Annotated in this window: 14 protein-coding genes; 6 read left to right on the plus strand and 8 right to left on the minus strand. The window is 65.6% G+C overall.

Annotated elements, in window-relative coordinates:
- Nucleotide 1 precedes the first annotated feature (1 nt).
- The 4 genes from P2G62_RS13825 to dusB all read right to left on the minus strand — a co-directional run bounded on the left by P2G62_RS13825 (nucleotide 2) and on the right by dusB (nucleotide 5,761).
- Entirely contained in the window at nucleotides 2–2,257 is a 2,256-nt protein-coding gene (locus tag P2G62_RS13825) for a PAS domain-containing sensor histidine kinase (protein WP_275735487.1), read from the minus strand.
- A 73-nt stretch (nucleotides 2,258–2,330) separates the two neighbouring features.
- Complete coding sequence (locus tag P2G62_RS13830) at nucleotides 2,331–3,704, minus strand: response regulator (protein WP_275735488.1); 1,374 nt, start codon at nucleotides 3,702–3,704, stop codon at nucleotides 2,331–2,333.
- 3 nt (nucleotides 3,705–3,707) lie between these two features.
- The gene (locus tag P2G62_RS13835) at nucleotides 3,708–4,775 is read right to left on the minus strand and encodes an ATP-binding protein (protein WP_275735489.1); all 1,068 of its coding nucleotides are present in this window, start codon (nucleotides 4,773–4,775) and stop codon (nucleotides 3,708–3,710) included.
- Nucleotides 4,772–5,761, minus strand: coding sequence for a tRNA dihydrouridine synthase DusB (dusB, locus tag P2G62_RS13840; RefSeq protein WP_275735490.1), 990 nt, complete (start codon nucleotides 5,759–5,761; stop codon nucleotides 4,772–4,774). Before dusB ends, P2G62_RS13835 begins: the two co-directional genes overlap by 4 nt.
- Before the next feature lie 194 nt (nucleotides 5,762–5,955).
- On the opposite strand from dusB, the gene P2G62_RS13845 reads away from it, so the two are divergent.
- From P2G62_RS13845 to P2G62_RS13860, 4 genes are all read left to right on the plus strand, one after another.
- Nucleotides 5,956–7,095, plus strand: a complete 1,140-nt coding sequence (locus P2G62_RS13845; RefSeq protein ID WP_275735491.1) for a bifunctional 2-C-methyl-D-erythritol 4-phosphate cytidylyltransferase/2-C-methyl-D-erythritol 2,4-cyclodiphosphate synthase — start codon at nucleotides 5,956–5,958, stop codon at nucleotides 7,093–7,095.
- Between the two features lie 3 nt (nucleotides 7,096–7,098).
- On the plus strand, nucleotides 7,099–7,581 hold the full coding sequence (locus P2G62_RS13850; protein ID WP_275735492.1) for a phosphatidylglycerophosphatase A: 483 nt from the start codon (nucleotides 7,099–7,101) through the stop codon (nucleotides 7,579–7,581).
- The gene (locus tag P2G62_RS13855; RefSeq protein ID WP_275735493.1) at nucleotides 7,578–8,063 is read left to right on the plus strand and encodes a CinA family protein; all 486 of its coding nucleotides are present in this window, start codon (nucleotides 7,578–7,580) and stop codon (nucleotides 8,061–8,063) included. The genes P2G62_RS13850 and P2G62_RS13855 overlap by 4 nt, the downstream gene beginning before the upstream one ends.
- A gap of 150 nt (nucleotides 8,064–8,213) precedes the next feature.
- Entirely contained in the window at nucleotides 8,214–9,392 is a 1,179-nt protein-coding gene (locus tag P2G62_RS13860; RefSeq protein ID WP_275735494.1) for an ammonium transporter, read from the plus strand.
- A 59-nt stretch (nucleotides 9,393–9,451) separates the two neighbouring features.
- On the opposite strand, the gene P2G62_RS13865 is transcribed toward P2G62_RS13860, so the two are convergent.
- Nucleotides 9,452–9,910, minus strand: a complete 459-nt coding sequence (locus P2G62_RS13865) for a type II toxin-antitoxin system RatA family toxin (RefSeq protein ID WP_275735495.1) — start codon at nucleotides 9,908–9,910, stop codon at nucleotides 9,452–9,454.
- A gap of 83 nt (nucleotides 9,911–9,993) precedes the next feature.
- Between P2G62_RS13865 and hpt the strand changes: the two genes are divergently transcribed.
- A complete protein-coding gene (gene hpt, locus P2G62_RS13870) occupies nucleotides 9,994–10,542 on the plus strand; it encodes a hypoxanthine phosphoribosyltransferase (protein WP_275735496.1) in 549 nt (182 codons plus the stop codon).
- A complete protein-coding gene (locus P2G62_RS13875) occupies nucleotides 10,539–10,724 on the plus strand; it encodes a hypothetical protein (RefSeq protein ID WP_275735497.1) in 186 nt (61 codons plus the stop codon). The genes hpt and P2G62_RS13875 overlap by 4 nt, the downstream gene beginning before the upstream one ends.
- 25 nt (nucleotides 10,725–10,749) lie before the next feature.
- Here P2G62_RS13875 and P2G62_RS13880 read toward each other — a convergent pair whose 3' ends face one another.
- From P2G62_RS13880 to P2G62_RS13890, 3 genes are read right to left on the minus strand one after another with little or no spacing between them, the layout of a single operon-like run.
- Nucleotides 10,750–11,280 carry a DsbE family thiol:disulfide interchange protein gene (locus P2G62_RS13880; protein WP_275735498.1) on the minus strand — a complete coding sequence of 177 codons (531 nt, stop codon included), beginning with the start codon at nucleotides 11,278–11,280 and terminating at the stop codon, nucleotides 10,750–10,752.
- On the minus strand, nucleotides 11,273–11,431 hold the full coding sequence (gene ccmD, locus P2G62_RS13885; protein WP_275735499.1) for a heme exporter protein CcmD: 159 nt from the start codon (nucleotides 11,429–11,431) through the stop codon (nucleotides 11,273–11,275). The genes P2G62_RS13880 and ccmD overlap by 8 nt, the downstream gene beginning before the upstream one ends.
- Complete coding sequence (locus tag P2G62_RS13890; protein ID WP_275735500.1) at nucleotides 11,428–12,156, minus strand: heme ABC transporter permease; 729 nt, start codon at nucleotides 12,154–12,156, stop codon at nucleotides 11,428–11,430. The genes ccmD and P2G62_RS13890 overlap by 4 nt, the downstream gene beginning before the upstream one ends.
- Between the last annotated feature and the right edge of the window lie 41 nt (nucleotides 12,157–12,197).

Below are 12,197 nucleotides of genomic sequence, written 5' to 3' on the forward strand. Positions count from 1 at the left end.
GTCAGTCACTGTCCTTGATGGCACGATGGCCTGCACGGGCGCGCGGCAGGCGGATTTCGGCAAGCGCCCCGCAGGGCGCGCCGGGGGTGAAGGCGGGGGCGTCGGTCAGGACCAGCGTTCCGCCATGTTCCTCGATGATCTTCTTGACGATCGGCAGGCCCAGCCCGGTGCCCTTGGCACGGGTCGTCACATAGGGTTCGAACAGGCGCGAGCGGTCGGGCGGCAGGCCGATGCCATTGTCGGCGATGCGGATCGTGACCTGCTCGGGCGTGGCCTCCATACTGACGCGGACCTCCGGCGCATAGCCTTCTGGCGCACCTTTTTCGAAAACGCTTTCAATGGCTTCGCCCGCGTTCTTGATAAGATTTGTAACCGCCTGCGAGATCATCGTGGCATCGAGTTCCACGATCACCGGATCTTCGGGCAGATCCGCGCTGAGCTGCGCGCCATGCAGCGCGCCCTCTTGCAGCAATACCGCATCGCGCATCAGCCGCGCCAGATCATGGTCGCGCCGGTCGGGTTCGGGCATCCGGGCGAAGCGTGAAAACTCATCAACAATGCGCCGCAAGTCATTGGTTTGACGAATGATAACGCCGGTCAGCTGTTCCAGGATCTCGGCATCCTCGCCCTCGGTCAGGCGGGTATATTTGCGTTTGATCCGTTCTGCCGACAGCTGGATCGGGGTCAGCGGGTTCTTGATTTCATGCGCGATGCGGCGGGCCACGTCGCCCCAGGCCGCCATGCGCTGCGCCGAGACCAGTTCGGTCACATCGTCGAACGCCACCACATAGCCTTCGGGCGCACCATCGTTGCCCCGCCGCAGCGCCATCCGCACCAGCAGGCTTTCCAGACGCCCCCCGCGAGAGACCCGGATCTCCTCTTGAACCACTTCGTGAAGACCGTCCTGCAACCGACTGAACAGGTTTGCAAATTCAGGAACGGCATCGGCCAGCGGGCGGTCATGGTCACGCGCGGGATCCAGCCCCAGCATCCGCGTGGCCGAGCGGTTGAGGAAGTCTACCTCGCCCGCCGCGTCAAGCCCCACAACCCCTGAGGTGACCGAGGACAGCACGGAATCGAACAGCCGCCGCCGTTCCTCGGTTGCGCGATGGCTTTCGACCAAGGCCTCGCGCTGCCCCTTCAACTGCCGCGTCATCCGGTTGAAACTGGCGCCGAGCGTGGCGATTTCATCGTCGCCTTCGGCCTCGATCACCCGCGCATCCAGATCGCCCGCGCCGACCCGTTCCGCCGCCGCCGCCAGCCGGCCGATCGGACGGCTCAGCCGTTCAGCGAACCACAGCCCGATCCAGACAGCCGCCAGAATCAGGATCAGCGCAAAACCGACGTAGACCAGCCCGAATTCGAACAGCACCCGCCCGCGCGAGGTTTCCAACTGCTGATAGAGCGTCACTGTCTCGCGCGTATCGTCCAGCAGCGACAGGATCTTGCCGTCCACCGTGCGCGAAATATAGAGGTATCGGTCGACGAAGGCATCCAGCCGGATCAGCGCGCGAAATTCGCTGTTGTCCCAATCCTCGATCAGCGCGGTCGCGCCCTTTTGCGCCTCGACCAGCTTTTCCGGGCCGGGTTTTTCGTAATCGAACAGATAGCTGCGCTCGCCCCGGGCGACGATTTCACCTGTTCCGTCAATGACATAGGCTTCTTTCAACCCGCGCTGGATGCCCGCCTGCCCGGCCTGCAGCAGCTCGCGCAGATCGCCGTCGGCCATGAAGGTCGCGGCCTGGCGGCGCAGGTTCAGAAAGCCCGCCAGCGCCTCGGCATCGGCGATCAGATCGCGGCGGTGTTCTTCCTGATAGGCCTCGGCCGCGGTCAGCGAGGTGCCCACCACCTCGCGCACCCGGTCCGAAAACCAGCCCTCCAGCCCGATGTTCACCGTCAGCCCGGCAAACAGCGCGACCAGAACCGTCGGCACCAGCGCGATGCCCGCAAACACCCCGGTCAGCCGCAGCGTCAGCCGCGAGCCCGAGGCCTGCGCCCGCCGCGCCGCCAGCATCTGCACCAGACGCATCACGATCAGCCCGGCCAGCAGCAGGAAATAGATGAAGTCGGCCAGCAGGATCAGCCGCAGCGCCGTGCTGTCGGCGCCCTGCCCCATCGGCCCCAGAACGGTGAAGGTCGCCACAGCCAGAACCGGCCCCAGAACCGTCAGCCCCAGCGTTACCGCATTCTGAAACCGCCGCTGACGGCGCAGCCGAACCAGCTGATCCCAAGCTGTGCGATGTGCAACGCTGCGCAAACTGGCCCCCCGGTCACATGGGCTGGCACCGAATCCGCACCCGACAGATTTGCCACAAACCCCTGTTGCGGGTTTACATCAGTTTGCGGCGCCGTGTCACCTGAATATCAAGATCGGTGATCTTCTTGCGCAAGGTATTGCGGTTGATGCCCAGCAGATCCGCACATCTGGCCTGATTCCCGCCCGTCGCATCCAGGGCGATTTCGATCAGCGGAGCCTCCATTTCGCGCAGAATCCGGTCATACAACCCGGGCGCCGGCAGGTTTCCGCCGTGCAGGTCGAAATAGCGCCGCAGATGCCGCGCGATCGAGGTCGACAGCTTCTCGCCCTCGCCTCCCTGACGCAACGGTTCGATCGCGGGCTGGTTGCCCAGCACGAATTCGACCTCGGCGCGGGTGATTTCCTCTTCGGACGAGGTCACCACCAGCCGCCGGATCGTGTTTTCCAGCTGCCGCACATTGCCCGGCCAGGCATAGGCCCGCACCAGCGCCATCGCCTCGTTCGAGAAGCGCCGCATGCCCAGACCGTCACGCTCGGCGCGGGTCAGGAAATGCTCGGCCAGAAGGGGAATATCCTCGACCCGTTCGCGCAGCCCCGGCACCGCCAGCGTGACGCCCCCCAGACGATAGAACAGATCCTGACGGAAGCGCCCGGCCTCCATCAGCGCGGACAGATCGACCTGCGTCGTGGCCATGATCCGCGGCGCGGGATCGGGCAGCGCGTCAAGCATCCGCACGATCCGGCCCTGGGTTTCATCGTCGTAATCGCCCACCTCGTCAAACACCAGACTGCCGCCCTTGGCCCGCGCCAGCAGCGCCGAAGGCCCGTCGGCGCCCTGCAGATCGGCCGCCTGCGCGACCACGAAGGGCAGCGTGCGACGGTCGGAAAAATCGTGGATCGCCCGAGCGATCAGCGATTTTCCCGTGCCCGACTCGCCCGAGATCAGCACCGGCAGATCGGCATTCATCACCCGCGCTACCAGCCGATAGAGCGCCTGCATCGCCGCGGTGCGCCCGACCAGCGGCAGATCGCCGCCTTCGGTGCGCGGCGTCTCGATCATCTTGGGGGCCACCTGCGCCTTGCGCTTCTGTTCCAGCGCGCGAGCGGCACGCTTCATCAGATCGGGCAGATCGAAGGGCTTGGGCAGATAATCATAGGCCTCGGCCTCGGCGGCCTGAATCGCGGTCATGATGGTGTTTTGCGCGGAAATCACGATCACCGGCAGGCCCGGGCGTTCCTGCGCGATCCGCGGCAGCGCCTCGAGCCCGTTCCCATCGGGCATCATCACATCCGAGATCACCAGATCGCCCTTGCCCTCTTCGACCCAACGCATCAGCGTCATCAGCGAGGCGGTCGCATGGACCTTGCACCCCGCACGGGTCAGCGCTTGGGTCAACACGGTGCGGATCGTACGGTCGTCATCAGCTACAAGAACGGTGCCGTCCATCGGTCAGGTCTCCTTCGGGGCGACAGGCAGGGAAATGCGAAAGATCGTGCGGCCGGGCACCGAGTCGAGACTGACCCAGCCGTCGTGATCCGAGATGATCTTGGACACCAGCGCGAGGCCAAGGCCGGTGCCGTTTTCACGCCCCGACACGAAGGGCTCGAAGATCGAACTGGCGATGTCGGACGGGATGCCCGGGCCATCGTCGATCACCTCGATCTGCAGGGGCAGCGCCTGCCCCTTGCCATCGGCGCGGCGCAACCGCAGCGACAGGTCGTAGAAGGTGTGCAGCCGGATCGTGCCCTCGCCCCGGGCCGCCTCGGCGGCGTTTTTCAGCAGGTTCAGGAAGACCTGCGTCAGCTGATCGGCATCGCCCAGCGTCGGCGGCAGCGAGGGGTCGTAATCCTCGATGATCGTCATATGCGCGCCAAACCCCACGGCGGCAGATTTGCGCGCGCGGTCCAGCACGTCATGGATATTGACCGGCTTCTTTTCCGGCGGACGAACGTTGCCGAACTGTTCGACCTGTTCCAGCAGCTTCACGATGCGCCGGGTTTCATCGACGATCAGATCGGTCAGTTCCAGATCGTCGCCGCTCAGGTTCATGCTCAGCAATTGCGCGGCCCCGGCGATACCCGCCAGCGGGTTCTTGATTTCATGGGCCAGCATCTCGGCCATGCCGATCGCCGAGCGCGCGGCCGATTTCACCATGCTCGCGCGGCCCAGCCGGTCGGCAATCTCGCGCGGGGAAATCAGCAACAGAACGGTGTCGGGGTCATCGCCCACAGGGGCCGCCTGCAGGTTGCACTGCACCGGGGCACGTTCGCCCGTGGTCACATCGACATCGTTGACGAACAACGCCGAGCGGTTCTTGCGGACGCGTTCGAAAATCTCTTCCAGCGGCGCCGAAATCGCCAGCCGCTCCAGGATCGACTGCCCTTTCAGCGCCTTGGCCGACAGATTCAGGAACAGCTCGGCTGCGGGGTTGACCTCTTCGACGCGGTCGGCGGCATTGATCAGCAGCGCGGGCGTCGGCAGCGAGTTCCAGATGATTCCGGGCGGCGGCAGGTTCATGCGGCAATCCTTTCGCCAAAGGCCGCGCGGATCAGCGCCAGCGCCGCCTCGGGGGTTTGCGCGGTCATCATTTCCGCCCGCAGCGGCGCGCCGCAGTCATCGGCATACCAGCCCAGATGCTTGCGCGCCAAACGCAGCCCCACATCGCGCCCGTAAAAGCTCAAGATCGCCTCGTAATGCTCTGAAATAAAATCGGAAAGATCGTCGCCGCGCGGCACGTCCGGGGCCTGCACGCCATAAAGGGCATGGGCAATCTGCGCCAGCCGCCAGGGCGCACCCTGCGCGCCGCGCCCGACCATCACCCCCGCCGCGCCACTGTCGCGCAGCGCCCGCGCCGCGCTGTGGGCGTCGATGATGTCGCCATTGGCGACAACCGGCACATCGACCGCTTCGACCACATCGCGGATCGCCGCCCAGTCGGCCTGCCCCTGATAGAACTGCATCCGGGTGCGCCCGTGGATCACCACCATCCGCACCCCCGCCGCCGCGGCGCGCCGGGCGATATGGGCGGCGTTGCGGGTTTCATCGTCCCAGCCCAGCCGCATCTTCAGCGTCACGGGCAGGTCGACCGCCCCGGCCACTGCCTCGATCAGCCGCAGCGCATGGTCGGGATCGCGCATCAGCGCCGCACCCGAGGCCCCGCCCGTAACCTTTTTCGCCGGGCAGCCCATGTTGATGTCGATGATTTTGGCGCCCATGTCGGCCACGATCTTCGCGGCCTCGGCCATCGGCTGCGCCTCGCGCCCGGCCAGCTGCACCGAGCTTGGCAGATCCAGCCCCAGTTCGATCCGCGCCTTGGCCCGCACCGAGGGTTTCGCCGTCAGCATCTCGCCCGAGGCCACCATTTCCGACACGACAAGCCCCGCGCCAAAGCGCGCCACCATCCGCCGGAACGGCAGATCGGTGATCCCCGCCATCGGCGCCAGCAGCACCGGAGGCGTAAGTTGGACTGTATCGAGTGCGATCGTCACATGCGGCCCTGTCATAGAAGTCTTCCCTCAGGTAGCGACTTGATATGGGAATCACAATTCCGAGGCCAGCAAAAGGCGGCAAAAATCAGCAATCGCCCAAAATTTAATCCGACTTGCGCGGAAATATGCCGCAGAGCCCGCGGGAAAAGCGCCGATTGCGTCATATCGCTGCATCGCCTAAGCCTTTGACGCAGAAACGTGGAGGCAGCATGACAGTTGCGGTGATCATCGTGGCCGCCGGGCGTGGCACCCGCGCAGGCGCAGGCCTGCCCAAGCAATGGCGCGATCTGGCGGGACAACCGGTGCTTGCCCATACCGTCGCGGCGCTTGCGGGATTTGGCCGGGTGATCGTGGTGCTGCACCCCGATGACATGGCGCGCGGGCTGGCGCTGTTTGGCGGCACGGTCACGCTGATTGCGGGGGGCGACAGTCGCGATCAGTCCGTGAAGAACGCCCTCGAAGCCCTTGATGGAACACAGATTTCCAAGGTTCTGATCCATGACGGCGCGCGCCCGCTGGTGCCGCGCGATCTGGTCGAACGCGTTCTGGCCGCGCTTGGTCATGCGCCCGCCGCCGCCCCCGCGCTGCCCGTCACCGATGCGCTGTGGCGCGGGGCCGAAGGCCAGGTGACCGGCACCCAGGACCGCACCGGCCTGTGGCGCGCACAGACGCCGCAGGGCTTCCGTTTTGCCGAAATTCTGGCCGCGCATCGCGCCCACCCGGGCGGCGCTGCCGATGACGTGGAAGTGGCCCGCGCCGCCGGGCTGGCGGTGGACATTGTGCCCGGCAGCGAAGACAATCTGAAACTGACCTACCCGCAGGACTTCGCCCGCGCCGAGGCGATCCTGCGGTCCCGAAAGGAGGCATCCATGGATGTGCGGCTGGGCAATGGCTATGACGTTCACGCATTCTGCGACGGCGATCATGTCGTCTTGTGCGGCGTGAAACTGCCCCATTCCAAGGGCTTGCTGGGCCATTCCGATGCGGATGTGGGCATGCACGCGCTGACCGACGCGATCTATGGCGCGCTGGCGATGGGCGATATCGGGCGGCACTTCCCGCCCTCGGACCCGCAATGGAAGGGCGCGGCCAGCTGGATCTTCCTCGATCACGCCGTGAAGCTGGCGGACTCCAAAGGCTACCGGATCTCGAATGTCGATGTGACGCTGGTCTGCGAACGCCCCAAGATCGGCCCGCATGCCCTTGACATGGCACAGGAACTTTCCCGGATCATGGGCCTGCCCGCCGACCGGATCTCGGTCAAGGCCACCACGTCAGAGCGGCTGGGCTTCACCGGCCGCGAAGAGGGCATCGCCGCCCTTGCCACCGCAACCCTGATCGGAGCCTGAACCATGCTGCGCGCCATCAACACGTTCTTCTTCGTGGGCCTGCTGCGCCCTGCACCCGGCACCTGGGGTTCGGCTGCGGCGCTGGCCTTGGGCTGGGCGATCGAACGCTATCTGGGGTTCATCCCCCTGGTCGTGGCCACACTGGCCGTCACCGCGCTTGGGTTCTATACCGTCGCCGCCGAACTCAAGGACCGGCCCGGTGACGACCCTTCGGAAATCGTCATCGACGAGGTGGCGGGCATGTGGCTGGCGCTGCTGTTCCCCGCCGCGGGGTTCTGGATGCGCGACATGTCGATGGTCTGGCCCGGTCCCGTGGCGGCCTTCCTGCTGTTCCGCCTGTTCGACATCTGGAAGCCCTGGCTGGTGGGCCGCGCCGACCGGCGCCACGATCCGGCGGGCGTGATGCTGGACGATCTGTGGGCGGGCATCTTCGCCGGGCTTTGCACGCTTGTGCTGGCCGGGCTTTACCATGCGGTGCTGATGTGAGCCCCGCCGAGATCCTGGCCGCCGCGCGGGCGCAAGGCGCGCGCATCACCACCGCCGAAAGCTGCACCGGCGGCATGGTCGCTGTGGCGCTGACCGATGTGCCGGGGTCGTCCAAGGTGCTGGACCGTGGCTTCGTGACCTATTCCAACGCCGCCAAGCACGACATGCTGGGCGTGTCCGAGGCGACGCTGGCCGCGCATGGCGCCGTGTCCGAACCCGTCGCGCGCGAGATGGCCGAAGGCGCGCTGGCGCATTCGCAGGCAACGCTTGCGGTGGCGATCACCGGCATCGCAGGCCCCGGCGGGTCCGAGTTCAAACCCGAGGGCCGCGTCTGTTTCGGCCTTGCGCAACAGGGCCGCGCGACACGGGTCGAAACCGTCGAATTTGGCGCCCTGGGGCGGGCACAGGTGCGGCTGGCGGCCCGCGATCATGCGCTGGCACTGCTGGCCGGGGCGCTGCACACAGATTCGCAAACCGATTAAATTATGAAGCAACGGCAAAAACTCCGCACATAATTTATGCAATAGCCAATCCGCCCTATATTTAAGCGCCAATCCGGCAGAAATGCCTCTTTCATTGGCGGAGGCGCCATGGTCCTGCCCGATCCGAGGATAAATCGGAGGGATTCGGGGATGAATGGAGCGGATACGGCCTGGGTCATGGTGGCCACGGCGCTGGTGCTGCTGATGACGCTGCCGGGGCTTGCGCTGTTTTATGGCGGTCTGGTGCGGGCGCGCAACGTGTTGTCCGTGTTCATGCAGTGCTTTGCCATCGCCGCGCTGATGAGCGTGCTGTGGCTGCTGGGCGGCTATTCGGTGGCCTTCGGCACGGCAAACGGCTGGTGGGGCGGACTGGCGCGCACGGGGCTGATCGGGGTCGACGCGGCCACGTTGCGCGGCACCCAGCCCGAGATCGCCTTCTTCGCCTTTCAGATGACCTTTGCGATCATCACCCCCGCGCTGATCCTCGGCGCCTTTGTCGAGCGGGTGAACTTCGCTTTCGTGATGGCGTTTTCCGCGCTGTGGATGCTGCTGGTCTATGCGCCGGTCACACATTGGATCTGGGGCGGCGGGATCATGGCCGATGGCGGGATCTGGGGCGCCACGGGCACGCGCGATTTCGCGGGCGGTATCGTGGTGCATGAAACCGCCGCGCTGGCGGCGCTGCTGCTGGCGGTGATGATCGGGCCGCGGCGCCACCGCACCACGCCCCCGCATAATCCCGGCATGGTGGCGATGGGCGCGGGGTTCCTGTGGGTCGGCTGGTTCGGCTTCAACGGCGGCTCGCAACTGGCCGCCGACGGTGGCGCGGCGATGGCGATCACCGTCACCCACCTGTCCGCCGCCGCCGCCAGCCTCAGCTGGGCCGCGTGGGAGCGGATCAAGTTCGGCCGCTCGTCGCTGGTGGGCATCGTCACCGGCACCATCGCGGGTCTGGCCTCGATCACGCCCGCTTCGGGCTATGTCGGCCCGCTGGAGGCGCTGGCGATCGGCACCATCGCCGGCATCCTGTGCCAGGAAGCCGTGGTGCTGATCCGCGAGCGGCTGCACATCGACGACACGCTGGACGTGTTCGCCGTGCATGGCGTGGGCGGCATCTTCGGCACCGTGATGATCGCGGTCTTCGGCCACGGTTCCTGGGTGGCACAGCTGGGCGCGCTGGCCGTCGTGGGCGTCTATACGCTGGGGCTGAGCTGGGTCATCGCCAAGCTCGTCGCGCTGGTCTTCCCGATGCGGGTCGACAAGGAAGCCGAGACCAACGGGCTTGACCTTTCAACCCACGGCGAGCGCGCCTATGACATGAACTCCTGACCGCATCCCGTTGCAGTCACACCCAAAAAAAGGCCGCCCCTCCCGGGCGGCCCTCGCCTTCAGGCGGTGCCGTAAAGGGCGACGGCGCGATCCTCGAAGGCCCGCACGATCCGGCGCATCGCCTCGTCGAACACCACGCCGATCACCTTTTGCAAGATCGCATTGCGGAATTCGAAATCGACAAAGAATTCCACGTCGCAGCCGCCCCCTTCACGGTCGGCGAACTGCCACCAGCTGCGCAGATATTTGAACGGCCCGTCCAGATACTCGACCTCGACCCGGTGACGCGCCGGAAACAGCGATGCACGCGAGCCGAAGCGTTCGCGGAACACCTTGAAGGAAATCACCAGATCGGCCTCCAGCACCTCGGAGCCGGGCTCCGGCCCCGGACGGCGCGAACGCACCCGCGCGGCCGAGTTCCACGGCAAGAATTCCGGGTAACGCGCCACATCCGCCACCAGCGCATACATCTGCGCCGCCGAATAAGGCATCACCCGCTTTTCCGAATGTGTCGGCATCCAGACCCCCGTTTCCTTCCGCCCCTTGTTGCGATAAACCGGGGGGGAGTTTCAAGGCCCTGCGCCCGCAAAGGAGCCCGCCGATGCCCGAACGCCGCTATGTTATCGACCAGCTGATCTCGGCCAAGCGCATCGCCGCCCGCGTCGAGGCACTGGCACACGAGATCGAGGCGCATTTCGCAGATACCGACAAGCTGGTGGTGGTGGGCCTGTTGCGCGGCAGCTTCGTCTTCATCGCCGATCTGGTGCGCGAGATCGGCCTTCCCGTCGAGGTCGATTTCCTTGAGGCGTCAAGCTATGGCGATGCGATGACCTCCTCGCGCGAGGTGCGCATCCTCAAGGATCTGCGCGCGGGCATCGAGGGGCGCGACGTGCTGGTGGTCGAGGACATCGTCGACACCGGGCATACGCTGAAACATGTGATGGGCCTGCTGCGGGCGCGCAAGCCGCGGCGGCTGGAATGCTGTGCGCTGCTGGACAAACCGGCGCGGCGCGAGGTCGATGTGCGCGCCACCTGGACCGGGTTCGAGATCCCCGACGATTTCGTCGTGGGCTATGGCATCGACTTCGCCCAACGCAACCGCAACCTGCCCTTCATCGGCAAGGTCCGCTTTCTGGAGCCCGAGGCGTGAACCCCAACTGGCTGCTGCGCATGGCGAAATGGGCGCGGCGTCCGCCCTCCATGCTGCAGTTGAAGATTGCGGCAGTGGCAGTGGCTGCGGTGCTGACGATTGTCGCGCTGGATCATTTCGGACTTTGGCCCGAATGGGCGCAGATGGAGCGGCACCCGACCCGCCTGCCCCGTCTACCCTGATCTTCCGTCGGCTTCGGGCGCGGGCTTACTCGCCCTCGCCCGCCAGCACTTCGGACAGCTGCTCGTCGATCACACGCTGGGTGATCGGGCCGGAAATCCGGAACAGCACCGTGCCTTCGCCATCGACGACAAAGGTCTCGGGCACGCCGGCGACGCCCCAGTCAAGACCCATCCTGTTCTTGGGATCGGCCCCGACCTTGGCGAAAGGGTCCCCCATATCGGCCAGGAAACCCAGGCCCTGATCGGGTTTGTCCTTCCAGTTCACGCCCAGAATTTCCACGCCATCACCGGCCATCGCCATCAGGTTGGGATGCTCGACCCGGCAGGGCGCGCACCACGAGGCCCAGAAGTTCACCAGCTTGATCTTGCCGTCGCGCAGATCCGCGTCCCCGAAAACCTCGGCCTGCCCCAGCGGTTCAAGCTGCACGCCCGGTGCGGGCTTGCCCGCCAGCGCGGTGGGCATCGCGTTCGGATCGTCGCGCCCCATGCCCCAGATGAACACACCCGCCAGCCCCGCAAACAGCAGCGGCGGCAACAGCATCAGCGGCTTAACCATTCTTCTTCATCCGTTCTTCCTGCGCGTCCAGCGCGCGTTTGACCCGCGCCCCCTTCCACAGCGTCAGCGCCACCAGCACCGCCAGCAGCGCGATCGTGGCGATATAAGACCCCATCACCGTGACGGTGTATTTGCCCAGTTCCGGCATCATGCCATGCGCTCCCTCTGTTCCAGTGCCTTCAGGCGGCGCGCCCGGATTTCAGTGCGGGTGCGCAGCAGCAGCAACGTGACGAACAGCAACACGAAGCCCGCGATACACAGCAGAAGCGGGAACCAATAGACATCCGAGATGTTCTCCTGCTTGTCGAGCGACAGCGTCGCCCCCTGATGCAGCCCCTGGTTCCAGAAATTCACCGCATAGCGGCTGAGCAGTGCGAAGACCGACCCGACAAGGCACAGCACGCCGGTCAGATCGGCGGCGGTGTCGGGGTTGTCGATCGCCTCCCACAGCGCCATGTAGCCCAGATAGAACAGGAACAGGATCAGGAACGAGGTCAGCCGCGGGTCCCATTCCCACCAGGTCCCCCACATCGGCTGGCCCCAGATCGCCCCGGTGATCAGCGCGATCAGCGTCATCACCATGCCGATAGGCGCCGCGGCCTTGGCGGCCAGCGCAGACACATGGTGGCGCCGGATCAGCCAGATCAGCGAGGTGACGAGCATCATCACCCAGATGTTGATGGCCATCATCGCCGAGGGCACATGGACATAGATCACCTTGACGGTCGAGCCGAAATTCGTGGCCTCGGGCGTCAGGAAGAACCCCCAGAACAGCCCCACGGCCAGACAGCCCACAGCCCCCACTGTCACAAAGGGCAAGGCCCAGGACGAGGTCTGCATGAATTTCTTCGGATTGGCATATTCCCAGATCGACATGCGGTCTTGCTACTTTCCTGTTCGTTCGCGCTCAAATCACT

It is taken from the genome of Paenirhodobacter sp. CAU 1674 (assembly GCF_029222945.1).
Classification (GTDB): Bacteria; Pseudomonadota; Alphaproteobacteria; order Rhodobacterales; family Rhodobacteraceae; genus Rhodobacter.